Origin of the sequence: Rhizomicrobium sp., from assembly GCA_037200385.1 — a bacterium.
Lineage (GTDB): Bacteria > Pseudomonadota > Alphaproteobacteria > Micropepsales > Micropepsaceae > Rhizomicrobium.
The window spans coordinates 473,192-496,845 of the sequence record JBBCGL010000001.1 but is presented as its reverse complement, the minus strand read 5'-3'; the positions used below and the strand labels follow the sequence as shown (position 1 = coordinate 496,845).

Below are 23,654 nucleotides of genomic sequence, written 5' to 3'. Positions count from 1 at the left end.
CGTGGGTTGCGTAGCAGCTTTTTCGAGGTCACGTCGTGGCCGGGGATGAGGTCTGTGCGGTCTTCGGCGTGGTCGGCCACCCACTGCCAACGGCAATCCAACAATCGTCATCGCCCGGACAAAACAACAAGCCGGGCGATGACGGCATGAAGAACGGCGATCAAATATCCGCGTAGCAGCGCACCTCTTCGTCCGCGCCGGGCGTGGTCAAGGCGCCATAGCGCGCCGGCCCTACATTCTTCGCGTAGCGCGCCAGCGCGCCGGTGCGGAACGACGGCGTCTTCGGCGTCCAGCTCTTGCGGCGTTCGGCGAGCTCGGCGTCGCTGAGCTCGACGTTGAGGATGCCCTTGTCGGCGTCGATCACGATGATGTCGCCGTCCCGAAGCAGACCGATGGGACCGCCATCCATCGCCTCGGGCCCGATATGGCCGACGCACAGGCCGCGCGTCGCGCCCGAGAACCGGCCGTCGGTGAGCAGCGCGATGTTCTCGATCCCCTGGCCGTAGATCGCCGCCGTGGTCGAGAGCATCTCGCGCATGCCGGGCCCGCCTTTGGGGCCCTCATAGCGGATGACCAGCACGTCGCCTTCCTTATAGTCGCGGCGTTCGACCGCGGCGAAGCAGTCTTCCTCGCATTCGAAGACGCGCGCCGGGCCGCGATGGCTGGTGTGCTTGAGGCCCGCGACCTTCACGATGCCGCCCTCGGGCGCGAGATTGCCCTTGAGCCCCACCACGCCGCCGGTCGGCGCCAGCGGGTTCGCGGTGTCGCGCATCACCTTCTGATCGGGATTGAATTTCACGTCCTTGAGGTTCTCGGCGACCGTCTTGCCGGTCACCGTCATGCAGTCGCCATGGAGATAGCCGCCGTCGAGCAGGGCGCGCATCAGCATGGGCACGCCGCCCGCCTCCCACATGTCCTTGGCGACGAACTGGCCGCCCGGCTTGAGCGAAGCGAGATAGGGCGTCGAGCGGAAGACCTCGGCGACGTCGAACAGGTCGAACTTGATGCCGGCCTCGTTGGCCATGGCCGGCAGATGCAGCGCCGCATTGGTCGAGCCGCCGGTGGCGGCGACGACGCGGGCGGCGTTCTCGAACGCCTTGCGGGTCGCGATGTCGCGCGGGCGGATGTTCTTCGCCAGCAGATCCATCACCGCCTTGCCGGCATTGAGCGCGAAGTCGTCGCGGCTCAGCACTTCGGCGGGCGGACCGGACGAGTAAGGCAGTGCCAAGCCGATCGCCTCGGCGACGCAGGCCATGGTGTTGGCGGTGAACTGGCCGCCGCAGGCCCCGGCGCCGGGACAGGCCGCGCGCTCCAATTCGGTCAGGTCGCATGCCGTCATCTTGCCGGCGGAGAACTGGCCGACGCCTTCGAAGAGGTCGACGACGGTGACGTCCTTGCCCTTGAAGCGGCCGGGCATGATCGAGCCGCCATAGAGGAAGACGCTCGGCACGTTGAGGCGCAGCATCGACATCATCATCCCCGGCAGGCTCTTGTCGCAGCCCGCGATGCCGACCAGCGCGTCGTAGCAATGGCCGCGCATGGTGAGCTCGACGCTGTCGGCGATGACCTCGCGGCTGACCAGCGACGACTTCATCCCTTCATGGCCCATCGCGATGCCGTCGGTGACGGTGATGGTGCAGAATTCGCGCGGCGTGCCGCCGCTCTCCTTGACGCCCTTCTTGGCCGACTGCGCCTGGCGCATCAGCGCGATGTTGCAGGGCGCGGCCTCGTTCCAGCAGGACGCGACGCCGACGAAGGGCTGATGGATCTCCGCCTCGGTCAGCCCCATGGCGTAATAGTAGGAGCGATGCGGGGCGCGCTCGGGACCTTCCGTGACGTGGCGAGACGGCAAGCGGGATTTGTCGATCTTTGTCATTTGCTGCTCATGATGGGGCGGTTCGGCAAGATAATTGTTTGTCGGAAATCTGCGGCGTGGCCGCAAGGGCGCAGATGGCGCAGGGGGTATGCGCACACTTCCTTACATTTGAATCGTTCTCGACTACTTGAAGTCCGGGGCAGGCATACTTAGAATTATTCCAACAAAGAACCGGCGTTGCCCTTCCCCCTCCGGGCAGCGCCGGCCAACTGGAAGCCCAGGTCCGCGCGGATCCCCCTCCTCGCCCGACCTGGGCTTTTTTCATGCCTTCGGGCCGACCTAGAGCAAGTCGCCACCAATTTTACGCAAAATGTCATCCCGGCCGACCCCGGCCTTGAGCCGGGGGAGAGCCGGACCCATCGAGCCGCTTGCGCAATGGGTCCGTCCGTACGCTGTCGCTACGGACCGGCGCGATGCTGACGCATCGCTTGGCCGGGATGCCAGTCGTGATTCAAGCCGATCACAACAGACTCTAAATACGTAGCTAGGCCGTCGCGGCTTCCAGTGCCGGATAATCGGTGTAGCCGTGCGCACCGGCGCTGTAGAAGGTCGTGGCGTCCCACTGGTTGAGCGGCGCATGCGCCTTGAAGCGCGCCTCCAGGTCGGGATTGGCGATATAGAGCTTGCCATAGGCGATGGCATCGGCGGCGCCGCTCGCCAGCGCGGCTTCGCCGCTCTCCTTCGTGAAGCTCTCATTGGCGGCATAGACGCCGCCGAAGGCTTCGCGCAGTGCCGGCCCGATGCTGTCGGCCGCCTGGTGCTCGCGGGCGCAGAGGAAGGCGAGCTTGCGCTTGCCCAGTTCCTTGGCGACATAGGTGAAGGTGCCCTTGAGGTCGCTGTCGCCCATGGTGTGCGCGTCGCCGCGCGGCGCCAGGTGCATGCCGACCCGATCGGCACCCCACACCTCACACACCGCGTCGGCGACTTCGAGCATCAGCCGCGCGCGCTTCTCCCGCGAGCCGCCATAGGCGTCGGTGCGCCGGTTGGTGCTGTCTTGCAGGAACTGGTCGAGCAGGTAGCCATTGGCGCCATGGATCTCGACGCCGTCGAAGCCGGCAGCCTTGGCGTTCTGCGCGCCCTTTTTATAGGCGGCGATGACGCCGGGAATCTCGTCGGTCTCGAGCGCCCGCGGCACGCCGTAGTCGCGCTCGGGCCGCAACAGGCTGACATGGCCCTTGGCCGCGACCGCGCTGGCCGACACCGGCTGGCGCCCGTCGAGGAAGACCGGATCGGAGATCCGGCCGACATGCCAGAGCTGCAGGAAGATATGGCCGCCCTTGGCGTGGACCGCCTCGACGATCGGCTTCCAGCCTTCGGTCTGCGCCTCGGACCAGATGCCGGGCGTGTTGGGATAGCCGACGCCCATCGCCTCCACCGAGGTCGCCTCGGTCATGATCAGGCCGGCGCCGGCACGCTGGGCATAGTAGTCGATGGCGAGCGGCGCGGGGACGCGGCTGCCTTCCAGGGCGCGGGTGCGCGTCAGCGGCGCCATCCAAATGCGGTTGGGCAGCGTCAGGGCGCCCACCTTGATGGGATCGAACAGGGTCGGCATGGGATGTCCTTTTTGGCGAAATAGCGGAAAGCGCAATCTAGGGGCGGCGGTGGCCGCCCTCAACCGCGCCCGCGTCAGGGGCTTTGCCGCTCATAGGCGCGGATGCCCTCCGCATCGCGGATCAAGACGTCGCCGTCGCGCAGCGTGCGGTAGGGCATCGCCTGGTCGAGCATATAGACGGCAACCTTGTCCGCCGCGGCCGAATCCGGGTGGGGGGAGTCGTAATGCGGCACCAGATGGAACGGGATGAGGTTCAGGCCGTCCCATACCGGCGCCGCGTCATAGCCTTCGGCAAGCTGCGACGGATCGTCCATCAACTCGATGCCGCGCAGGTTCGGCGTCGCCACCACCGCACCGGCGCTCCAGCCGCCATAGGCGAGCCTATCCTCGGCGATGCGCTGCGGCGCGAGCACATCGAAGCCGCTTTGGCGCATCGCGCGGCGCAGCAGGAAAGCATTGCCGCCGGTCACCCAGACCAGGTCGAGCTGCGACAGCGCATCCGCCAGGCCGGCGCCGTTACCGAAATAGCGCCGCAAGTCCAAATCGGACGCGTCGACGCCATGCGCCCGCAACTCGGCGACCGGATCGTGGACATGGCGGGCATAGGCCTCGCGGTCGGCGGCCGGCAGATGGTCGAGCGCATTGGCGATGACGCCGGCGCGCGCGCCCTGCCCCAGCATTGCCAGCAGGAGATCGAAACGATCGCCGAAGCGGAAGGACGAGAGATAGAGGCGCATCGGTTCAGAGATATTCCAGCCAATGGGGATTGAACATGCTCACTTCGGCTACACCTATCAGGCGCGGGGTGGAATTCAACCGCGTGCGGAGGCGACATGGCCGGCAAATTCCTCGCGGGCGAGCGGATCGCGCCGCACGCGCTTCTGACAGCTTCGGGTCAACTCGCCGCGCTGCCCGATGCCACGCAGCTCGTGCACCTGCAGTTCCGTCGCTTCGCGGGCTGCCCGGTGTGCAACCTGCATCTGCGCAGCTTCGCGCGGCGGATCGGGGAAATCGAGGCAGCCGGCGTGCGTGAACTGGTGATCTTCCATTCGACGCCGGAGGAGATGCGCAAGTACATGTCCGAGCTGCCCTTCGCCGTGGTCGGCGATCCCGACAAGCGGCTCTATCGGGAATTCGGCGTCGAAGCGGCACCCCGCGCGCTGGCGGATCCGCGGGCCTGGCCGGGAATCGCACGGTCCGTCGGTGCGGCGGCGCAGGACCTGCTGCGCGGGAAAGCCGCAGCGAATCTCGCGCCGCTTGGCGGACGTCTCGGCCTGCCGGCGGATTTCCTGATCGCGCCCGACGGCCGGATCGTGGCCTGCAAATACGGCGCGCATGCCGACGACCAGTGGAGCGTCGATGAAGTGTTGGCGCGGGCCGCTCGCCGGGGATAGCGGGGACCACGTTTCCGCTTTGCCGGCGGAGGATCTTACCGAACCGAGACCACTTCCAGTTCCAGCGGCGGCTTGCGCCCTTCGACCTCCACCGTTTCGCCTTCGCGGGCGCCCATCAGCGCGTCGGCGATGGGGGAAATATAGGAGATGCGACCTTGCGCGGGATCGGCTTCGTCCTCGCCGACGATCTCCCAGGTCTCGGGCGGACCGTCATGGCGGCGGATCGTGACCTCGGAGCCGAAGCCGACCTCGCGGTCGCGCGCATTGTGCTCGACGAGCCGCGCGCTGGCGCGGCGCGCCGTCCAATAGCGCAGATCGCGCAGCAGGCGCGCCTTGTCTTCCTCCGAATGATCGGCCGCGAGCGCTTCGTTGAGATCGAACAGCGCCTGCTCGATCAGGCGCAGGCCGCGCGGGGTGACGAGATTGGGGTGGCCGCTGGGTTCGCGCTCGGGCGGCGGCTCGGGTGGAAGGTCGTCGCGTTCCTTGACGAAGGCCCTGCTCATCTCAGCCACCCGTATAGCCGCCGACGATCGGCAGGATCTCGCCCGTGATGTAGCTCGAGCATTGCGGCGAGGCGAGGAAGACGTAAGCCGGCGCGATCTCCTCGGGCTGGGCGGGACGCTTCATCGGGGTGTCGGCGCCGAATTTGGTGACGGCCTCGGCGTCCTTGTCGGCGGGGTTGAGCGGCGTCCAGACCGGGCCAGGCGCCACCGCGTTGACACGGATGCCGCGCGGCACGAGATGCGTCGCGAGCGAGCGGGTGAAGGCGTGGATGCCGCCCTTGGTCAGCGAATAATCGAGCAGGTCCTTGTTGCCGAGCAGGCCGGTGACCGAGCCGGTGTTGACGATGGCGCTGCCGTTCTTCATGTGCGGCACGGCGGCCTGGGCCATGTGGAAATAGCCGTAGAGATTGGTCTTGAGCGTCTTGTCGAAATGCGCCTCGGTGAGGTCTTCGAACTTGTTGACGTGAAGCTGGAACGCGGCGTTGTTCACCAGCACGTCGAGGCGGCCGAACTTTTTCACCACGCGGGCGACGGCGCGCCGGCAGAAGGCGCGCTTGGAGACGTCGCCGGCGATGAGCAGGCATTTGCGGCCTTCGGCTTCGATGGCGGCCTTGGTGGTCTCGGCGTCCTCGCGTTCGTCGAGATAGAGGATCGCGACGTCGGCGCCTTCGCGTGCGAAGAGCACCGCGACGGCGCGGCCGATGCCGCTGTCGCCGCCGGTGACGATGGCGACCTTGTCTTTCAACTTCCCCGAACCTTGGTAGTAAGGCGCGTCGTACATCGGCGGCGGGTTGAGGCCGGCCTCGCTGCCGGGCTTGGCCTGGTGCTGCTTGGGCAGCGGCGGCGCGGGATAGATGCGGGCGCCGGCCTGCATGGCGCGCTCGGGCTCCTTGCGCGGATGGCGGCGGTCGGCGCGCGCGACCTGGCGCTGGATAGCACGATGGGCGCTGGCGGCTCGTGCGGGTTTGCGGGCCATGATGCCGTGTTCCGGTTGCGAGAACAGGAAACCGGCAGACGGCCGTCTCGTTCCGCTATGTCAGCGCACGCTCGAGGAGTTCCAGCGCCGCCTTGGTAAAGGCGCGCATGTTGGCGACGCGATCCGAATCGGCGGTCTCGAGGGTGGTCGCGTGGCTGAGCGGACCGGCGAGCGCGATGCAGGTGTGGCCGGCGGCATCGCCGTAGGGATTGCCGGTGGGCCCGGCCGCGCCGGTCTCCGACAAGCCCCAGGTGGCGTTGAAGCGCTCGCGCGCGGTGCGGGCGAGAAGCTGCGCATAGGGTTCGCTGGCCGAGCGCATGCCGGCAACGGCATCGCGCGGGATGTCCATCAGCATGACGCGCGCCTTGGCCGTATAGACCACTGCGCCGCCCAGGAAATAAGCCGAGGCGCCGGGCACGGCGAGCAGCGCGGCGCTGAGCAGCCCACCGCTGGAGGACTCCGCGATGGCGACGGTCTCCTTGCGGTCTTTCAGGCGCTGGCCGACGCGCGCCGCGAGCGGCAGGAGATCTTGCATGGCGCAGGCCTTTGTTCGTTGCGGCGCCGAGCATACGGATCGCGCACACAAGTTCCCATCCCTTTGCTTGGCGGAAACTCCGCGACCGGGCACAATGCCCTCTTCCCGTCACAGTTAACGGCCACGCCTTTGGCGCGCTTCGCAACATTGGGAACCCGGTATCGATGAGTCGGTGGGATTTGCGCGCTGCGCGGCGATCCGCGCGCGCCGGGCCGGCGGTCATCCGCCGGCCCGCGCCATTGCTGCCGGACTTTCGGCAGGCGCTGGAAGAGACGCTGGCGGCGCTCGGCATCCGGCCGCAGATCCGCAAGGGCGACACGCATTCGCATGGCCTGCTGTGGCGCTGGTTCGCGTTCGAGGCGACATGGCTGGCGGCGCTCAACGTCGTCGCGGCCATCCTGCTGTTCGCCGCGGCCATGACGATGACGGCGCCGGGGATGGCATTCGCGCTATGGCTCGGCATCGCGCCCATGATTTACGCCGTGCTGAACGATGGATTGCCCTGGCTGGCGTTCGGGCTGTTCGTCATGGCGGCGCTGAAGGCGGCGCATGCCCGGCTCGACGTCAAAGCGCATCCCGCGACGCGGGTTCTCGGCCATGCGCTGGCGGCCGCGATGGCGCTCGGCGGGCTGTGGGTCTTCATCATGCTGGGCTATGCGCGGATCATCCCGTGGCTGCTGCAGCCGGTGCTGTGGCTGGCGGGCGGCGAGACCAGCGCCAGGCTCGCGGCGTTCGACGCGGCATTGGTGCGCTATTTCGAGCCGGGGCTGATCGGGCTTTGTGGATTGCTGCTGCTGGCCAAACAATCCAAGACCGGGATGACGGCGCGCGCGCCGACCTTGCGCAAGCGCATCGCCTTGGGGGGGATCGCGGTGAGCGCTTTCGTGCTGGCCATCGCGGCGCATGCGGGCTGGCGGCATTACAGCGGCGCGGACGCGCATGACGCGTTGCGCTTCGCGATTGGCGGGGAGACGCTGTCGGGACGCGACACGACCTATGGGTCGCTCTTCGCGCCGGGCGTGCAATGCCATGTCTCAAGCCTCTATGGCTGGCGCGACGATCCGCTGGAGCCAGGGCGCAGTGAAAAGCACCAGGGTGTCGACCTTGCGGTGAAGGACGGCACGCCGGTGCGGGCGATGGCGGATGGGCGCGTGCTGTTCGCGGCCTTCGATGGCGGCCTCGGCAATTTCGTGGCGCTGCAGGCGACGGGCCGCGACGCGCCGGTGATCGTCAACGGGCATATGCGCCGGCTCGATGTACGGGACGGGCAGATGGTGCAGCGCGGCGACGTGCTCGGCTTCGCGGGCAGCACGGGGCGCTCGACCGGGCCGCATGTCCATCTCCAGCTCTGCCCCGCCGGGCATTTGCACAAGGGCGGCTTCGTGTGCGGCGGCGCGTCCGATCCCTACGAGAACTGGCCGACCCTGGCCGCGCTGGCACGGATGTCCTGCAGCGACGGGCCCTCGGTGTTCTGAGCCCGCTTTGCGCGCATTCAGCCGTTCAGGATTTCCAGCGCCTGCTCCGCGAGGCGCGGCGTGCCGTTGACCGCGGGACGGTCGGTCGAGGCGTTGCCGGAGAGGATTCGGCGGTAGACGCCCTGGCTGATCGCGGCAAGACGGAAGGCGCCGAACGCGACGTAGAAATTCCACTCGGGGATCCCGGCGCGGCCGGTGCGGCGGCAATAGGCGTCGCGGTATTCGACCTCGGTGGGGATTCCGCTCGCGGCGAAGTCGACGCCGCGCAGGCTGCCCCAGTTCTGCCCTTCGGAATGCCAGAGAAAGCCGTTGTAGCCGATGTCGGCGAGCGGGTGGCCGATGGTGCAGAGCTCCCAGTCGAGCACGGCGATCAGGCGCGGCTCGGTCGGATGGAACATGACGTTCTCGAGCCGGTAGTCGCCATGCGCGATGGCGACGGAAAGGTCGGCGGGAATGCGCTTGGGCAGCTCTTCGATCAGCGCCTCCATCGCGGGGATGTGCTCGCTCTCGGCACCGCGATATTGCTTGATCCAGCGCGCCACCTGGCGCTCGAAATAGCCGCCGGGGCGGCCGAAGTCGCCGAGGCCGACGGCTTGGTAATCGACCTGATGCAGTTTCGCGAGAGTCGCGTTGAGCTCGTCATAGATCGCGCTGCGCTCGGATGGCGTCAGGCCGGGCAGCGTCGCATCGCGGAAGATGCGGCCTTCGAGGAAGTCCATCACGTAGAACGCCGTGCCGATGACGGAGTCATCCCGCTCCAGGTGGCGCATGCGCGGAACCGGCACGCCGGTGCCCTCGAGCGCCTTCATCACGCGATATTCGCGGTCGACCTGGTGCGCACTGGCGAGGAGCTGGCCCGGCGGCTTCTTGCGCAGGACGTAGTGCAGCGGGCCGTCCGGACCTTGCGTCGCGAGCTTGAAGGTCGGGTTGGAGGCGCCGCCCTTGATCTGCTGCACGACCATGCCGTGGCCGAAGCCGTCGATGTGGCGTTCGAGATGCGCCCTCAGCCTCGCTTCGTCGAAGCGGTGCGCGGGGGCGACCTCGCCGACCAGGTCGTCGCTCATGGCTTCGACAGCCTGTTCAGCGTTTCAAACAGCGTGCCGGCGGCCATGCCGTCGCGGGTGCCTTCGGGATCGAGCGTCGCCGCCTTGTCGAGCTCGACCAGCTCGGGCGGCACATACCAATGCAGCTTTTCGGAGTGATAGGCCTCCCACACGACCTTGGCGACCTCGACCGGCGGGATGGCGCGGAACATGCCCTCTTTCGGCGCCGCAGCCGCGACGCCGGGCGGCAGGATCGGCGTGTCGATCAGGCCGGGCAGCACGTCGGCGGCGCGGATGCCGAGCATCTTGAACTCGACGGCAAGGGCTTCGGTGAGGCCCTTCACGGCGTGCTTGGTGGCGGAATAGACCGCGATGCCGGGCATGCCATAGGTCGCCGAGGACGACGAGGTGGTGAAGCATAGCGCGTTGGGCGTCGCCTTCAGATATGGGATCGCCTCATGGATGCCGATCAGCACCGAGACGAAATTGACGTTCACAACGGCGAGGATGTCGTCGAAATTCTGGTCGGCGAAGAAGCCGCCGCGGCCGATGCCGGCGTTGTTGTAGAGGATGTCGAGCTTGCCGTCGGTCGCTTCCGCGAATTGGGCGAGCGTCTTGCGATAGGCCTCGCGCTGCGTCACATCGAGCAGGCCGGTGATGCAATTGCCCGAGCCGATCTCCTGCTCCAGCGTCTTGAGGCCGGTCTCGTTGACGTCGTAGCCGCCGACGAACCAGCCCTTGCCGGCGAAGAGCTTCGCGGTCTCGCGGCCCATGCCGGAGGCGGCCCCGGTGATGAAGATCGATTTGCGGCCGTCTGCTTTGGACATCGTGCGCTCCGTTCAGGCGGGCGCAGGTTACGGGCGGCGGGGCGCGCGTCAACCGGCAAACAGTTGACGCAGCGCCGCGCTCGATACTTTGCGATCAGGCGGCATTGCGGCGGCAGTGTTCGAGGTATCCCGCCTCGTGACTGGCCACCAGATCGACCACGGCCGTCCAGAGCCACGACGGCGCTTCGAGTGTCTTGCTGTGATGCCTGGACAACTCCTTCTTCCAGGCGGCGCGGGCGTTCCGGTCCATCTGCCGCGCATGTGCATAGCCCACGACGCCGGCGAGATAGCGCGCGACCGACACCGCTTCGTCGCGGCTGAGCTGGTCGATTTCGAGCTTCAAGTCTTGCGGCATCAGTTCGCGTATCACGACGGATCTGCCATTGAGCTTCGCGGCCAGCATGCGCGTGCCCAGATTGGGCGCCAGGTGCTGCGCCCCCGTCACCACGCGCTCGGCGTAGTCGCGCGGCATCGCGGCGTCCGCGGCGCGCGGTGCGGCGGCGGCGGTTGCTTCCTTGATGTCGAGGAAGCAGATGCCGCCCTTCCGCGGGTTGTGGTGCTTGCCGACCCCGACCAGCACCGCATAGCGCAGGCGGCCGAGCGAACTGCAGCCCTTCACCCAATAGGCCGCGTCGAGGAGATCGATCTTGGAGTCGGTGTCGCGGCTGTGCAGGGAGGTGACCAACGCGCGGAGCGGCGCGGTGGCGACCAAGTCGGCGATCTGCGCCTGCTCCTCGCCGGTGAGCTTCCAGAACTTGCTGCCCAGCGGGATGGTCGGGCGGGCATCCTTGATGCGCTCTTCCGCAAGATGGCGCCAGCGGCGGCGCAGCGCGCGCTGCATGATACGGCCGACCGCGGTGTCCTGCCGCGACGCTTGTTGCGGCCGGCGCCGGCGCCCGAGCGCCTCGGTGTAGCCGATCACCATCTCTTCGAGCATGTGGGAGGTGGTGACGCCGGGAAGGTCGGAGCCTCGCGCCGCGGTCGCCAACGACAGGCCGAGCCGGACCAGGTCGTGCGCGGGATTGCCGATCACGGTCTGGTCGAGGTCGCGGATCTGGATGTCGACGCGACCCTCGGCGTCGGCCAGCGGCCCCAGATTGCCGACATGGCAGTCGCCGCAGATCCACACCGATGGGCCGTCCGGCAGGCTGGCGCGCGAACTGCTGTTCAGCCAATCGTAGAACTTGATCGTGTTGCCGCGGACATAGGCGTGCGCCGAGCGCGCCATCTTGGCGTTGCGGGTGCGCGTGAGGATATCGTCCCGGTCCATCATCGTCACAGCCGTCGCCCTTCGAAATCGCTGGGGAGGGAACTCGGCTCGGGGGAAGTCGTTCCGGGATTGTGACGGTTTGGTGACTGGGTGCGCGCTATCGCCACCACGCCCGCTGTCATCCCCGGCCGAGCGAAGCGAGGGGAAGGGGACCCAGGTGCCAACCACAAGCACCGGAGCCGCGTAGATGCCTGGATCCCCTTCCCTTCGCGATGCTACGCATCGCTCAGCCGGGGATGACAGCTGGGGTTTAACTTAACGCCTGTCCCAAATCCGCGATCAGGTCGTCGGCGTCTTCGATGCCTACGCTCAGCCGCACCAAGCTGTCCGATATCCCGATCCGCTCGCGCTGCTCCGGCGGGATCGAGGCGTGGGTCATGATCGCGGGATGCTCGATCAGGCTTTCGACGCCGCCGAGGCTCTCGGCCAGGGTGAAGAGCTGGGTGCGCTCGAGGACGCGCTTGGTGGACGTCAGGCCGCCTTTGACGAAGAAGGTGACGATGCCGCCGAAGCCGCCCTGCATCTGCTTTTTGGCCAGCGCGTGCTGCGGATGGCTTTCGAGACCGGGATAAATCACGCGCTCGACTTTCGGATGCGCCTCCAACCATGCGGCGATCTTCAGCGCGTTGCCGCAGTGCCGTTCCATGCGCAGGGCCAGGGTCTTGAGGCCGCGCAGCGCGAGGAAGCTGTCGAACGGGCCGGCGATGCTGCCGATGGCGTTGTGCAGGAAGCGCAGGCGCTGGGTGAGCTCGGCCTCGTTGCTCACCACCACGCCGCCGACGATGTCGGAATGGCCGTTGAGATATTTCGTGGTCGAATGCATCACGATGTCGATGCCGTGCTCCAGCGGGCGCTGGACATAGGGGCTCGCGAAGGTGTTGTCGGCGGCGGTGAGGAGCTTGTGCTTGCGCGCGACGGCCGCGATGGCGCCGAGGTCGGCGAGGCGCAGCAGCGGGTTGGTGGGCGTCTCGACCCAGATGAGCTTTGTGTTCGGGCGGATCGCGGCCTCGATGGCCTTGGTGTCGGAGAGGTCGACGAAGCTGAAGTCCAGGCCCGCGCTGCGCCGGCGCACCTTGTCGAACAGGCGGAAGGAGCCGCCATAGAGATCATCGCTGGCGATGACGTGGCTGCCGGTGTCGAGCAGTTCGAGGATCGTAGAGATCGCCGCGAGGCCCGAGGCGAAGGCCATGCCGTCGCTGCCGCTTTCGAGGTCGGCGATGCAGCGCTCGAACGCCATGCGGGTGGGATTCTGGCTGCGCGAATATTCGTAACCCTTGTGCACGCCCGGACTCTCCTGGGCGTAGGTCGAGGTCGCGTAGATCGGCATCATCACCGCGCCGGTCGTCGGATCGGGGCTTTGGCCGGCGTGGATGGTGCGCGTCGAGAAGGCGAGGCGGTTCTTGTGGTCGGTCATCGCTGGTGCAGCCGGATGTGGTTGATGAGGTCGATGCGGGTGATCAGGCCGACGAACTTACCATGGTCGCAGACCAGGGCCACTTCGTTGTGCTGGAAGATCGGCACCAAAGCGGAGAGCGGCGCGTCGACCGCCAGCGTCTTGGGCGCGGTGGTCATGGCGTGTTTGATCGGCTCGGCGAACTTGGCCTTGCGTTCGGCGTCGCTGCCCTCGACCGCGGTCAGGATGTCGCTCTCGTCGATGATGCCGACCAGGGCGCCCTCGACGACGACGGGAAGCTGGGAGACGTCGCCGGTGCGCATGCGGTTATAGGCGGTGAGGAGCGTGTCCTCCGGACCGACGGTCACCGTGGCGCCGGTGTCGAAGCGGCGCGAGATCAGGTCGGAGAGATCGCCTTTGAGTTTCTGCTCCGACAGGCCCTGCTCGATCACCCAGAAATCATTGTAGACCTTGGAGAGGTATTTGTTGCCGCTGTCGCAAACCAGCGTGACGACGCGCTTGGGCGTCTTCTGCTCGCGGCAATAGCGCAGCGCGGCGGCGAGCAGCGTGCCGGAGGACGAGCCGGCCAGGATGCCTTCCTTGGCGAGCAATTCGCGCGCCGCCTCGATGCTTTCCTTGTCGGAGATCGCATAGGCGGCCTTGACGAAGGCGAGATCGGCATTGGGCGGCACGAAATCCTCGCCGATACCTTCGATCACCCAGGAACCGGCCTCGATGGTCTTGCCGGTCTTGATCAGCGGCGTGAGGATCGAACCGACCGGATCCGCCAGCACCATTTCGGTCTTGGGCGAGACCTTGGCGAAGAAGCGGCCGAGACCGGTGAGCGTGCCGCCGGAGCCGACGCCGCAGACCACGGCGTCGACGTCGTGCTCCATCTGCTCCCAGATCTCGGGGCCGGTCGTCGTCTCATGCGCGAACGGGTTCGCGGGGTTGGCGAACTGGTTGATGTAGTGCGCCTGGTTCTCCGTCGCGATGCGGGCAGCCATATCCTGGTAGTATTCGGCATGGCCCTTGCCGACGTCGGAGCGCGTCATGCGGACGTCGACGCCGAGCGCGCGCAGGTGGAGGATCTTCTCGCGCGCCATCTTGTCGGGCACGACGAGGATGAGCTTGTAGCCCTTCGCCACCGCGACCTGGGCGAGGCCCAGCCCGGTGTTGCCGGCGGTGGCTTCCACGATGGTGCCGCCGGGCTTGAGGGCGCCGCTTTTCTCGGCAGCCTCGATCATCGAGAGGCCGATGCGATCCTTGATCGAGCCGCCGGGATTCTGGCTCTCCAGCTTTGCGAAGAGGCGGCAGGGGCCGATGTCGAAATGGGTGAGCTCGACGACGGGCGTGTTGCCGATGAGGTCGAGCGCGGTGCGAACGGCTTTGGGAGCGGGCATGGGCCACGAATTTGGATTGCATTGCCACCATAGCGCGAAAGCCGGGCGGTTTCCGGGCGGGAACCTCTTATACGATGCTGTCCCGGTGGATATTTTCCCCGCATTTAACTGTCGTGGAAGGCGGACAAGCCGCAGGGTTCGGGCGCCGCGGGGGGACGGTTCCTCCCTCGCGGATTCTCGGCTAACACTCCGGGGCACAGAATCATGAGGGGTCTCCCAGGATGCGTATGATCAGGCGCCTGACGCTGTCGCTCGCTGCACTGGCCGCTTTCACGGCCGCCGCAAGCGCCGATGAGGGCATGTGGACGTTCGACAATTTCCCCTCCGCCACGGTGAAGGCGAAATATGGCGTGGACGTCGACCAGGCATGGCTCGACCGCGTGCAGGCGGCGGCGGTTCGCCTGTCGACCGGCTGCTCGGCTTCCGTCGTGTCGGCCTCGGGCCTGGTGCTGACCAACCATCACTGCGTGCGCGACTGCGCCCAGGACCTGTCGACGCCGACCTCGGACTACATCAAGGACGGCTTCTCCGCGGCGCGCCGCGAGGACGAGCGGCTGTGTCCCGGCATGCAGGCCGAGATCCTGGACAAGATCACCGACCAGACCGCGCGCGTGAACGCCGCGACGGCGGGCAAGATCGGCGGCGACTTCAAGAAGGCGCGCGACGCCGAGATCGCGGCCATCGAGAAGGAAGGCTGCGCGGGCCGCGAGAAGACCTTCCACTGCCAAGTGGTGACGCTCTATCAGGGCGGCCAGTACAAGCTTTACGCCTATCGCAAATACGCCGATGTGCGGCTGGTCTTCGCGCCCGAAGAATCGATGGCGTTCTTCGGCGGCGATCCGGACAATTTCAACTTCCCGCGCTACGACCTCGATTGCTCCTTCGTGCGCCTCTATGAGGACGGCAAGCCGGTGGCGACGCCGCAGCACCTGACCTGGCGCACCACGGCGCCGGCGGATCACGAGCCGGTGTTCGTGGCGGGCAATCCGGGCTCGACCCAACGGCTCCTGACCGCCGAGCAGCTGGAGTCGCTGCGCGACTTCGTACTCCCCGACACGCTGCTGACCTTCGCGGAACTGCGCGGCCGGCTGATCCTCTTCAGCGAGCAGAGTCCGGAGAACGATCGCGTCGCCAAGGACCTGCTGTTCGGGATCGAGAACTCCTACAAGGCGCTGCATGGCGAGGAAGAGGCGCTGGTCGATCCGGCGCTGATCGCGGCCAAGCACAAATACGATGCCGACCTGCGGGCACGCATCGCGAAGGATGCGAAGCTCTCCAAGGAGATCGGCGATCCCTGGGCCGACATCGCCAAGGTGCAGATCGCGCGCGCCGCGCTGAACCGGCCGTACACCTTCATGGAAGGCCGTGCCGGTGCCGGCTCGGACCTCTTCCGCTATGCTCGCCAGCTGGTGCGCGGCGCCGAGGAGCGGACCAAGCCGAACGGCGACCGGCTGCCGGAATATGGCGACAGCCGCCTGCCGCTGATCGAGAAGATGCTGCTCGATCCCGCGCCGGTCTATCCGGGCGTGGAGACGCTGGCGCTGGAGTTCTGGCTCTCCAAGCTGCGCGAGAACCTCACGGCGGATGCGCCCGGCACCAAGGCCTTCCTGGGCAAGGATGCGCCCGAGGCGCTGGCGGCGCGGCTGGTCGCCGGCACCAAGCTGGCCGATCCGGCGGTGCGCAAGGCGCTGTGGGACGGCGGCCTCCCCGCGATCAAGGCGTCGAAGGACCCGCTGATCCAGTATGTGCTGGCGACCGACGAGACGAGCCGCGCGATCCGCAAAGAGTATGAAGACCGCGTGAGCACGCCGACCGACCGGGCGGCGGAGAGGATCGCCAAGGCACGCTTCGCGATCTATGGCACCAAGGCCTATCCCGACGCGACCTTCTCGCTGCGCCTGTCCTATGGCCAGGTCGAGGGCTGGACGGATCACGGCGTGACGGTGCCGTCCTTCACCTATTTCGGCGGGCTGTGGGACCGCGCGACAGGGCAGTATCCCTTCGCGGTGTCGCCGCGCTGGGCGGCCGCGCAGGGCGCGCTCGATCCGAAGACGGTGTTCGACTATGCGATCGACGTCGACATCATCGGCGGCAATTCCGGCTCGCCCATGATCGACGCCAAAGGCAACGTGATCGGCGCGATCTTCGACGGCAACATCCTCAGCCTGGGCGGCGCGTTCGGGTTCGACGACAAGGTGAACCGCGGCGTCGCGGTGTCGACGGCCGCGATCACGGAGGCGCTGCGGGGCGTTTACAAGAATGACGCGCTGGTGGCGGAGTTGACGGGGAAGTAGCGCAAAAACTTGTCATCCCCGGCCGAGCGAAGCGAGGGGGAGCGACCCAGGTGCTTCTACAGCACCGGTGCTTGTTCAGGTACCTGGGTCCCCTTCCCTCACATCGCGCTTCCGCGCGATGTTCGCCGGGGATGACAGGTTTGCTTGATCAAACAAACTTCGGAATCGGGCCTCTCTGCGGTGTCGCCCTGTCCGACAGGTCGAACATGAACTCGTCGACGTAGCACCAGCCCCAATGCTCCGGCGGGTCGTAGCCCTCGATGATCGGGTGTTTGGTCTTGTGGAAATGCTTGGTGGCATGGCGGTTGGGCGAGGAGTCGCAGCAGCCGACATGGCCGCAGGTCCGGCAGAGCCGCAGATGCACCCAGGGCGAGCCGGTCTTGAGGCATTCCTCGCAGCCCAGCGCGCTGGGCGTCACGTCGCGGATCGTCTCCAGATGCGAGCAGCTGTCGGCCATCAGACCTTCTCCGTTGCGATAGGACCGCCATCGGCCAGATAGGCATGGATGGCGGAGACCACCTGGGCGCCCTCCCCCACCGCGGCGGCGACGCGCTTGATCGAGCCGGCGCGGACATCGCCGATCGCGAAGATGCCGGGACGGCTGGTCTCGAGCGGATGGGTGTCGCCGGTACAGACGAAGCCTTTCGGGTCGAGCCGGACGTCGCAGCTCTTCAGCCAATCGGTGTTGGGATCGGCGCCGATGAAGAGAAAGATGTGGGCGATGGGCCGCTCGGTCTTCCCGCCGGTGTCGCGGCTGGTCCAGCAGACGGAGCGGAGCTGGCCGTTCTCGCCCTTGAGTTCGGTGATCTCGCTATGCGGCACCAGCTCGATATTGGGCTGTGCCGCGATGCGGTCGATCAGGTAGCGCGACATGGTCGCGGCCAGCCCGGCGCCGCGCAGCAGCATGGTGACCTTCTTCGCCTTGGTGGCGAGATAGACCGCCGCCTGTCCGGCCGAATTGCCGCCGCCGACCAGCACGATCTCCTGGCCGGCGCAGATCTGCGCCTCCATCGGCGACGCCCAATAGTGGATGTGCGAGCCGTCATAGCGCTCCATCTCGGCGACGCTGAGCTGTTTGTAGCGCGCGCCGCTCGCGACGATGACCGAGCGGGCCTGGACCCGTTCCGTGTTGGCGAGATCGAGGTGGAAGACCTCGCCGTTCTGCGAGAGGTTCACGACCTCGTCCGGGATCGCCATCTCGGCACCGAATTTCTGCGCCTGGTTGAAAGCACGGCCCATCAACGCCATGCCGCTGATCCCGGTGGGAAAGCCCAGATAGTTCTCGATACGCGCCGAGGCGCCGGCCTGGCCGCCGAAGGCGCGGCAGTCGAGCAGGATGACGCAAAGCCCCTCCGATGCCGCATACACCGCCGCGCCCAGGCCCGCCGGGCCGGAACCGACGATGGCGACGTCATAGAGCCGGTCGGGGTCCAGAGCCCCGACCAGACCGAGGCAGCGGGCGAGCACGTTCTCGTCCGGATTTCGCAGCAGCTCGCCGTTGGGACAGAGCACGATCGGCAATTCGTGCGGTTCGACATGGAAGCGCTCGAGCAGCGCCCGCGCGTCTTCATCCTCGCCCGGACAGAGGATGGTGTAGGGATGGCCGTTGCGGCGCAGGAAGGAGGCGAGGCGCAGGACATCGCCCTGCGTCTCGCGGCCGACGATGATCGGCCCGCCGCCGCCGCTCTCGATCAGGCTGACGCGGCGCAGGATGAGGGCCCGCATGATGCGCTCGCCGAGTTCGGCCTCCTCGACCAGCAGGTCGCGCAGACGCTGCGGCCGGATGACGATGGTCTCGACAGCGGTGAGCGCGGTTGCGTCGACCAGGGACGGCCGGCCCGAGAGCTGCGCCAGCTCGCCGAGGAAATGGCCGGGGCCGTGGGTGACGATGAGCTCTTCGCGACCCAGGCTGTCGCGCTGCTTGATCGCGATCTCGCCCTTGAGGACGATGAAGAAGCCCGGCGACACCTCGCCCGTCCGGGCGACGGCATCCCCCAACGCATAGGCGCGGGTCTCGCCGAAGCGGCGGATGCGTTCGACCTCCGCCGGGGTCAGCCGCGGGAAGACCTGGTCGTGGCGGTCGGCGATGATGGACTGGGCCGCAATGGCCATGACTACCTCTGGAAGACGATGCGGAGACCGGGCCATCGCTCCGCGCGCGATCACGTTTGCATGAAACGCCATGGCGAGGCCGGACCGCAAGCGCGCAGATGGGCGATCGGCGGATCGGGCTCCGATTTCGGCGCTTCACGCGACTTCGCGGCGGCCGTAGCCGATCACCCTATGCGGTATGGCGGTATTCGGCCGGCGGCTCACGCCGCGCGGGCGGCGGATTTGAGAAGCGCCTCGACGACCTTCCGCGGCGTGTCGTGCGGCATGCCGCCGAAGGCGCGGCCCGAGGCGAAGCGAACGCCGGCGGCGCGAACCAAAGACAGGGCGGACATGCCCGGTACGTCCTCCATATAGGAACAGGCCCGCTGTGCGGCAGCGGCGCGCACCAGCGCCGTGGCGAGTCTGGCGATCGCCACCGGACCGGCGGCGGCAGGCAGCTTCGCGAAAACTCCCGTGGCACCGAGCTGACCGTCCTCGAGCAGTCGCATGCCCGCGTCGGGAACCTGCACGAAGACGCGGGGCGCGAACGGCCGGATCGTGGCAACGATCTCCGCGAGGCGTGCGGCCGGCGTACCGGGCGGGACATCCTCGATCTTCACGAGCAGATAGGGATTCGCAAGGGCGGCCGCGCTCCGCAAGGCGAATTGATAGAGCCGGCGCCCGCGCGGCGAAGCCAGGGTCTCGAAACTCACGGGCGTCGCCGCGGCTGCGGCGAGGTTGGCGCCGGCGATCAGCCGCGTCAGCAGCAGGCTCTGTTCCAGCATGGCCTCGTCGAGCGAGGGCCGATCGCGCGGATCGATGGCCTGCAGCGGCGCAGCTGTGTCCCGCCGGGCGTCGAGCGGATCGCGGTAAGGCGCACAGAGGAAGGTGGTCGCCGTGCAGCGACGCAGGTCGTAGATCGGCGAAAATCCCAGATGCAGGCCGGCATAGCCCGGCACGCCGCTCGCAGCGAGACGCGCGAAAGGATCGGGCTCGACGTCCTTTGCGGCCGATGGAGGCGGCGGCATTGCGGCTGGCGTCGCAAGGCCGGACCAGATTTCGGTCATTGCAGCGGACCGGAAGAGCGGCGCCAGCTTTCCGGCGGCGATGCTGTCGGTGCCGAACAGCAGTTGCAGAAGCGTGGTGTTGATCGTCTGGGCAAGCGCCAGCGCGGGCGCACCGGAACGCACAACGAGATAGAATGCGGTATCCTGGAACAGGACGAGCTCCGCCGGCGCCAAGCGAACCACATGCTGCTCGCACATCAGCCGGAGCCGCGCGGGGTTGCGCGCCAGGCCGGCGTCGAACCGGTCGAGTGCCGGCGCGAGATCGAAATGGAACGCCGGCTTGCCGGCCAGCTCCGCGGGATCGAACGTCCCGTCGACACGCCAGACCTTGTCCGCGCAATCCATCATGGCACGATCTGTCCGCTCAATGGGCTAAGGGGCCCGCGTCCGAAGCCGCGAGCCCCCTTTCGCCGCCCACCAAACCTTGCATATGTGCGCCGCCATTGCTCCGGATGTCGGCCTTCACGTCGTCGATCTTCCGGAGCACCAGCGCCTGGATGTCGTCGAGACTGCCGAGCCGATGGCCGGCAGCCGCCGCGACGGCTGCGGTGCAGGCGCCTTGCGCCACGGTGAGGGCACGGCAGGCATCTTCGACGGCATCGGCATTCGCCGCCTGCGGCAAGCCGGGACGGCCGAAGCCGAGGTCGGGCTCGTGCGGCACGAGGACCGCGATGATCGCGAGTGCGAGAGCGGCGCGGCCGAGCATTACACGGCGCTCCGCAGACGCTGGGAATCGTCGTTCGCAGCCGCCGTGTCCTCGACGATCTCCGCGATCATCAGATTGAACACGCGGCGATCCATGATCAGGCGCAGTTCGCGGGCCATCTCCCTGGACGCGACGACGACCAGGCCCTCATAGGCGTCGTACACGGCGCCTTCGACCAGGAGCGGCATGATCTGGCGCGCCAGCACGGCGGCGGGGCGACGCAGGGCCAGAAGGCTGACCACCTTCTGATCGGCATCGACGGGGAGCGGCGCCGCCAGATCGACGCGCGCGATGACGCTGGACGAGCCTTCCTTGTTTGCCAGAATCCGCGCGCCGGATGTATCCGTCGCGACCACCACCCAGATTTCGTTGTTCGTCATGACCGGTGCCTTGATCAGCTTCGTCCCGATCATGCCCGCGCCCGGCGCAGCAAGATATTGAGGTCATATGCGTACGAGAAGTCTGCGTACGCAGATTATGCGTATGGCGGGCGGCGTCAGGCCGCCTTAAGCAGGGTCTTCTCGACCAGATCGGCGAGTTCGAGGCCGTCGACAGGCTTGTTCAGCATCGTCAGGCCGCCCGCCGCCACGACGCGCTGCTCGAGCGCCGCGTCGCCGCGGCCGGTTATCACGATCACCGGCAGAAGACTGCCGCGACCGCGCAACACCGCGATCAACTCGAGCCCGGTCATTCCCGGCATGTCGTAATCGGCGATCACGCAGCCCCTGGCGTCCGGGTCGAACTGCGCCAGGAAATCGAGCGCGGAGGCGTGGGTTCGAACCGCCATGCCCATCGCCTCGAGGAACGCGCCGGTCGAATCGCGGACCGATCTGTTGTCATCCACCAGCCAGACCATGTTGTCGGCCAAATCGGTCAAGGTCAGCACGTCTCCGCAACGCAACGAGGAGGAGAAAAGCTAGCGGCTGTGCCAGTACGGGAATATTCGTAGTTTCTACTTACGCAGGCCTTCGGCCGCGCGCGCGATCTGCACGAGATCGGCGAGGTTGGAGGTCTTCATCTTGTCCTGGATGCGGGAGCGATGGACCTCCACCGTCCGGGGCGAGATGCCCAGCGCATGCGCGACGAGCTTGTTCGAACGGCCGGCGGCGAGCTGGTGGAAAATCTCCTGCTCGCGATCGGTCAGCAAGGCGATGAGCTCCTCGGCCCGCTTCGCGGTCTCGGCCTGTTCGAGGAATTGGCGGCCGTTCTCCAGCGCGCGCGACACTGCCGCCAGCAACGCTTCGTCGTCGAACGGCTTTTCGATGAAGTCGGCGGCACCCGCCTTGAGCGCCCGGACCGCCTGCGGGACATCGCCATGACCGGTCACGATGATCACCGCGACCCGCTCGCCGCGGCGCACCAGCTCTTCCTGCAGTTCGAGGCCGCTCATAAGCGGCATGCGCACATCGGCGACCACGCAATCGCTGGGCTGCGGCCTGCCCTTTTCGAGGAAATCCCGCGCCGACGCGTAATCCTCGACCTGCAGGCCGGCGGATTCCAGGAGCGCGCGGACCGACAGCCGTACCCGATCGTGGTCGTCGACGACGAAGACCGTCGGCTCAAGCGGCATCGCGGCTTCCCACGGATTCCGCGGTCGGCAGACGGAAACGGAAGGAGGCGCCGCGTTCGCCGTTCGCCTGACCCCAGATCTTTCCGTCATGCGCCTCGATGATCGACTGGCATATGGTCAGCCCGACCCCCATGCCGTTCTCCTTCGTCGTGACGAAGGGCTCGAAGAGCCTCGCCATGACGTCCGGCGCGATGCCGGATCCGGTGTCGGATACGGTCACCGCGACATAGCCGGGCTCGTCCGGGCCGGTCGCGACCGCCAACTCGCGCCGATCCGACTCGCGCATCGCATCGACGCCGTTGCGGATCAGGTTGAGCAGCACCTGCTGGATCTGGATCTTGTCGACGACGACCGACGGCAAACCGGGCGCGAGGTCGAGCCGGAGCATCGCCTTGACCTCGGCGCTGCCGGCGGTGCCGAGCAGCAGCGTCTCCTCCACGATCCGGTTGAGATCCTCCGGCGTGCGGTGGGTCTTCCGCTTCTCGATGAACTCGCGCAGGGTGCGCATGATGCCGCCGGCGAGCTTGGTCTCGTCCGCCGCCTTGTCGAGAAAGCCGCGGGCCCGCGCCGCCTCCGGCAGATCGAGATTCCCGATCGTGCGGTGCGCCGCGCGGATGTAGTTCATCGCCGCCGTCAGGGGCTGGCTGAGCTCGTGCGCGATGGTCGAGGCGAGCATGCCCATCGTGTTCCAGCGCGACAGGTGGATCAGTTCTTCCTGCAGATCGGCCATCCGCTGCTGGGCCTGTTTGCGCTCGGAGATGTCGCGCACCACTTTGGAAGCGCCGATGATCTGCTGATGCTCGTCGCGGATCGGCGATATGGTGAGCGCGACGGCGACGTCCGAACCGTCCTTGGCGCGCCGGACGGTCTCGAAATCGTGAATCTTCTCGCCGGAGCGCAGCCGGGCGAGAAGCGTCTCCTGCTCGGCATCGAGCTCCGGCGGCACGATCCTGCCGACGGGAGTATCGACCATCTCCGCCGAGCCGTAGCCGAACATGTCCTGGGCCGCCTTGTTCCACGACTTGATCTCGCCGGTCATCAGGAAGGTGATGATCGGATCGATCGAGGATTCGACGAGCAGCATGAAGAAATAGGTGTAGCGGCGCAGATCCTTGATCTGCTGCATCTGGTCGGCGAGTTGGCGATTGGCGTCGCGCAGGCGGTCGATGACGCGCTGCTGCTCGTGGACGAACGCGGCGCTGCTCGATTCGGATTCGCGTATCCGCACGAGCTCGGTCACGTCCTCGACGCTGTGCAGGATCGCGCGCACCGTGCCGTCCGGCGCGAGCACGGGCGCGTTCATCGGATTCCAATATCGCACTTCGAAGCCGCCGCCTTCCGACTCCGGCTTGCGGATGTCGTATTGCTGGATGCTCATCATGTCCGGCCGGCGCAGATCGAGGACACGCTGCAGCGACTGGCGCAGATTCGCAACGCCGTCGGCTTTCGGATCGTCGGGATTGTCCGGGAAGACGTCGAAGATATTCCGCCCCACGATGTTCTCACGCCGCGTCATGGTCGCCCGGCAATAGGCGTCGTTGACGGTGCGGATGTTCAATGCGGGATCGAGGACGAGGTAGAGGTTGGGCGCCTGCGCGAAAAGCACGCCGTAGTCGATCTCGTCCGAATTCTGTTTCGACGGAGCGTCCCGTGACGCCGCCTCGTCCGACTGAACCATA

At 67.1% G+C, this 23,654-nt stretch carries 22 protein-coding genes; 3 read left to right on the top strand and 19 right to left on the bottom strand.

Features of this window, described 5'->3' with window-relative positions:
* Positions 1-160 precede the first annotated feature (160 nt).
* From ilvD to WDM91_02160, 3 genes are all read right to left on the bottom strand, one after another.
* On the bottom strand, positions 161-1,876 hold the full coding sequence (gene ilvD / locus WDM91_02170; protein MEI9993374.1) for a dihydroxy-acid dehydratase: 1,716 nt from the start codon (positions 1,874-1,876) through the stop codon (positions 161-163).
* Positions 1,877-2,360: 484 nt separating this feature from the next.
* Entirely contained in the window at positions 2,361-3,428 is a 1,068-nt protein-coding gene (locus tag WDM91_02165; GenBank protein ID MEI9993373.1) for an alkene reductase, read from the bottom strand.
* A gap of 74 nt (positions 3,429-3,502) precedes the next feature.
* Positions 3,503-4,165: a Type 1 glutamine amidotransferase-like domain-containing protein gene (locus WDM91_02160; GenBank protein ID MEI9993372.1), complete on the bottom strand. Its 663-nt coding sequence runs from the start codon at positions 4,163-4,165 to the stop codon at positions 3,503-3,505.
* A gap of 96 nt (positions 4,166-4,261) precedes the next feature.
* Here WDM91_02160 and WDM91_02155 point away from each other — a divergent pair, with 96 nt between their 5' ends.
* The gene (locus WDM91_02155; protein MEI9993371.1) at positions 4,262-4,822 is read left to right on the top strand and encodes a peroxiredoxin-like family protein; all 561 of its coding nucleotides are present in this window, start codon (positions 4,262-4,264) and stop codon (positions 4,820-4,822) included.
* A 35-nt stretch (positions 4,823-4,857) separates the two neighbouring features.
* Here WDM91_02155 and WDM91_02150 read toward each other — a convergent pair whose 3' ends face one another.
* Genes WDM91_02150 through WDM91_02140 form a run of 3 tightly spaced genes read right to left on the bottom strand, consistent with a single transcriptional unit; the run spans position 4,858 to position 6,836 of the window.
* Positions 4,858-5,325, bottom strand: coding sequence for a GreA/GreB family elongation factor (locus tag WDM91_02150; protein MEI9993370.1), 468 nt, complete (start codon positions 5,323-5,325; stop codon positions 4,858-4,860).
* 1 nt (position 5,326) lies between these two features.
* Positions 5,327-6,301, bottom strand: a complete 975-nt coding sequence (locus tag WDM91_02145; protein ID MEI9993369.1) for an SDR family oxidoreductase — start codon at positions 6,299-6,301, stop codon at positions 5,327-5,329.
* A gap of 55 nt (positions 6,302-6,356) precedes the next feature.
* On the bottom strand, positions 6,357-6,836 hold the full coding sequence (locus WDM91_02140) for a CinA family protein (protein ID MEI9993368.1): 480 nt from the start codon (positions 6,834-6,836) through the stop codon (positions 6,357-6,359).
* A 164-nt stretch (positions 6,837-7,000) separates the two neighbouring features.
* On the opposite strand from WDM91_02140, the gene WDM91_02135 reads away from it, so the two are divergent.
* Entirely contained in the window at positions 7,001-8,311 is a 1,311-nt protein-coding gene (locus WDM91_02135; GenBank protein ID MEI9993367.1) for a M23 family metallopeptidase, read from the top strand.
* A gap of 17 nt (positions 8,312-8,328) precedes the next feature.
* Here WDM91_02135 and WDM91_02130 read toward each other — a convergent pair whose 3' ends face one another.
* From WDM91_02130 to WDM91_02110, 5 genes are all read right to left on the bottom strand, one after another.
* A complete protein-coding gene (locus WDM91_02130) occupies positions 8,329-9,375 on the bottom strand; it encodes a phosphotransferase (protein MEI9993366.1) in 1,047 nt (348 codons plus the stop codon).
* A complete protein-coding gene (locus WDM91_02125) occupies positions 9,372-10,181 on the bottom strand; it encodes an SDR family oxidoreductase (protein ID MEI9993365.1) in 810 nt (269 codons plus the stop codon). Before WDM91_02125 ends, WDM91_02130 begins: the two co-directional genes overlap by 4 nt.
* A 94-nt stretch (positions 10,182-10,275) precedes the next feature.
* Positions 10,276-11,454: a DUF2252 family protein gene (locus WDM91_02120; protein ID MEI9993364.1), complete on the bottom strand. Its 1,179-nt coding sequence runs from the start codon at positions 11,452-11,454 to the stop codon at positions 10,276-10,278.
* 247 nt (positions 11,455-11,701) lie between these two features.
* Positions 11,702-12,865, bottom strand: a complete 1,164-nt coding sequence (locus WDM91_02115; protein MEI9993363.1) for a cystathionine gamma-synthase — start codon at positions 12,863-12,865, stop codon at positions 11,702-11,704.
* Entirely contained in the window at positions 12,862-14,247 is a 1,386-nt protein-coding gene (locus tag WDM91_02110) for a pyridoxal-phosphate dependent enzyme (protein MEI9993362.1), read from the bottom strand. The genes WDM91_02115 and WDM91_02110 overlap by 4 nt, the downstream gene beginning before the upstream one ends.
* Before the next feature lie 221 nt (positions 14,248-14,468).
* Here WDM91_02110 and WDM91_02105 point away from each other — a divergent pair, with 221 nt between their 5' ends.
* Positions 14,469-16,541: a S46 family peptidase gene (locus WDM91_02105; GenBank protein MEI9993361.1), complete on the top strand. Its 2,073-nt coding sequence runs from the start codon at positions 14,469-14,471 to the stop codon at positions 16,539-16,541.
* A gap of 148 nt (positions 16,542-16,689) precedes the next feature.
* Here the strand turns inward: WDM91_02105 and WDM91_02100 are convergent, their stop codons facing one another.
* The 8 genes from WDM91_02100 to WDM91_02065 form a co-directional block, all read right to left on the bottom strand.
* The gene (locus WDM91_02100) at positions 16,690-16,998 is read right to left on the bottom strand and encodes a UBP-type zinc finger domain-containing protein (protein ID MEI9993360.1); all 309 of its coding nucleotides are present in this window, start codon (positions 16,996-16,998) and stop codon (positions 16,690-16,692) included.
* Positions 16,998-18,653: an FAD-dependent oxidoreductase gene (locus WDM91_02095; protein ID MEI9993359.1), complete on the bottom strand. Its 1,656-nt coding sequence runs from the start codon at positions 18,651-18,653 to the stop codon at positions 16,998-17,000. The genes WDM91_02100 and WDM91_02095 overlap by 1 nt, the downstream gene beginning before the upstream one ends.
* Positions 18,654-18,853: 200 nt before the next feature.
* Complete coding sequence (locus tag WDM91_02090; protein ID MEI9993358.1) at positions 18,854-20,047, bottom strand: hypothetical protein; 1,194 nt, start codon at positions 20,045-20,047, stop codon at positions 18,854-18,856.
* A gap of 16 nt (positions 20,048-20,063) precedes the next feature.
* On the bottom strand, positions 20,064-20,405 hold the full coding sequence (locus tag WDM91_02085) for a hypothetical protein (protein ID MEI9993357.1): 342 nt from the start codon (positions 20,403-20,405) through the stop codon (positions 20,064-20,066).
* Positions 20,405-20,818 (bottom strand): hypothetical protein, encoded by a 414-nt coding sequence (locus WDM91_02080; GenBank protein ID MEI9993356.1) that lies wholly within the window; start codon positions 20,816-20,818, stop codon positions 20,405-20,407. The genes WDM91_02085 and WDM91_02080 overlap by 1 nt, the downstream gene beginning before the upstream one ends.
* A gap of 83 nt (positions 20,819-20,901) precedes the next feature.
* Positions 20,902-21,282 carry a response regulator gene (locus tag WDM91_02075; GenBank protein MEI9993355.1) on the bottom strand — a complete coding sequence of 127 codons (381 nt, stop codon included), beginning with the start codon at positions 21,280-21,282 and terminating at the stop codon, positions 20,902-20,904.
* Positions 21,283-21,357: 75 nt separating this feature from the next.
* A complete protein-coding gene (locus WDM91_02070) occupies positions 21,358-21,975 on the bottom strand; it encodes a response regulator (GenBank protein ID MEI9993354.1) in 618 nt (205 codons plus the stop codon).
* A complete protein-coding gene (locus WDM91_02065; GenBank protein ID MEI9993353.1) occupies positions 21,965-23,653 on the bottom strand; it encodes a PAS domain S-box protein in 1,689 nt (562 codons plus the stop codon). Before WDM91_02065 ends, WDM91_02070 begins: the two co-directional genes overlap by 11 nt.
* Position 23,654 lies beyond the last annotated feature (1 nt).

Coding starts and splice junctions, on each gene's coding strand:
- ilvD (MEI9993374.1), bottom strand. CDS start 1,876: ATGACAAAGATCGACAAATCCCGCTTGCCGTCTCGCCACGTCACGGAA.
- WDM91_02165 (MEI9993373.1), bottom strand. CDS start 3,428: ATGCCGACCCTGTTCGATCCCATCAAGGTGGGCGCCCTGACGCTGCCC.
- WDM91_02160 (MEI9993372.1), bottom strand. CDS start 4,165: ATGCGCCTCTATCTCTCGTCCTTCCGCTTCGGCGATCGTTTCGATCTC.
- WDM91_02155 (MEI9993371.1), top strand. CDS start 4,262: ATGGCCGGCAAATTCCTCGCGGGCGAGCGGATCGCGCCGCACGCGCTT.
- WDM91_02150 (MEI9993370.1), bottom strand. CDS start 5,325: ATGAGCAGGGCCTTCGTCAAGGAACGCGACGACCTTCCACCCGAGCCG.
- WDM91_02145 (MEI9993369.1), bottom strand. CDS start 6,301: ATGGCCCGCAAACCCGCACGAGCCGCCAGCGCCCATCGTGCTATCCAG.
- WDM91_02140 (MEI9993368.1), bottom strand. CDS start 6,836: ATGCAAGATCTCCTGCCGCTCGCGGCGCGCGTCGGCCAGCGCCTGAAA.
- WDM91_02135 (MEI9993367.1), top strand. CDS start 7,001: ATGAGTCGGTGGGATTTGCGCGCTGCGCGGCGATCCGCGCGCGCCGGG.
- WDM91_02130 (MEI9993366.1), bottom strand. CDS start 9,375: ATGAGCGACGACCTGGTCGGCGAGGTCGCCCCCGCGCACCGCTTCGAC.
- WDM91_02125 (MEI9993365.1), bottom strand. CDS start 10,181: ATGTCCAAAGCAGACGGCCGCAAATCGATCTTCATCACCGGGGCCGCC.
- WDM91_02120 (MEI9993364.1), bottom strand. CDS start 11,454: ATGATGGACCGGGACGATATCCTCACGCGCACCCGCAACGCCAAGATG.
- WDM91_02115 (MEI9993363.1), bottom strand. CDS start 12,865: ATGACCGACCACAAGAACCGCCTCGCCTTCTCGACGCGCACCATCCAC.
- WDM91_02110 (MEI9993362.1), bottom strand. CDS start 14,247: ATGCCCGCTCCCAAAGCCGTTCGCACCGCGCTCGACCTCATCGGCAAC.
- WDM91_02105 (MEI9993361.1), top strand. CDS start 14,469: ATGCGTATGATCAGGCGCCTGACGCTGTCGCTCGCTGCACTGGCCGCT.
- WDM91_02100 (MEI9993360.1), bottom strand. CDS start 16,998: ATGGCCGACAGCTGCTCGCATCTGGAGACGATCCGCGACGTGACGCCC.
- WDM91_02095 (MEI9993359.1), bottom strand. CDS start 18,653: ATGGCCATTGCGGCCCAGTCCATCATCGCCGACCGCCACGACCAGGTC.
- WDM91_02090 (MEI9993358.1), bottom strand. CDS start 20,047: ATGATGGATTGCGCGGACAAGGTCTGGCGTGTCGACGGGACGTTCGAT.
- WDM91_02085 (MEI9993357.1), bottom strand. CDS start 20,405: ATGCTCGGCCGCGCCGCTCTCGCACTCGCGATCATCGCGGTCCTCGTG.
- WDM91_02080 (MEI9993356.1), bottom strand. CDS start 20,818: ATGATCGGGACGAAGCTGATCAAGGCACCGGTCATGACGAACAACGAA.
- WDM91_02070 (MEI9993354.1), bottom strand. CDS start 21,975: ATGCCGCTTGAGCCGACGGTCTTCGTCGTCGACGACCACGATCGGGTA.
- WDM91_02065 (MEI9993353.1), bottom strand. CDS start 23,653: ATGGTTCAGTCGGACGAGGCGGCGTCACGGGACGCTCCGTCGAAACAG.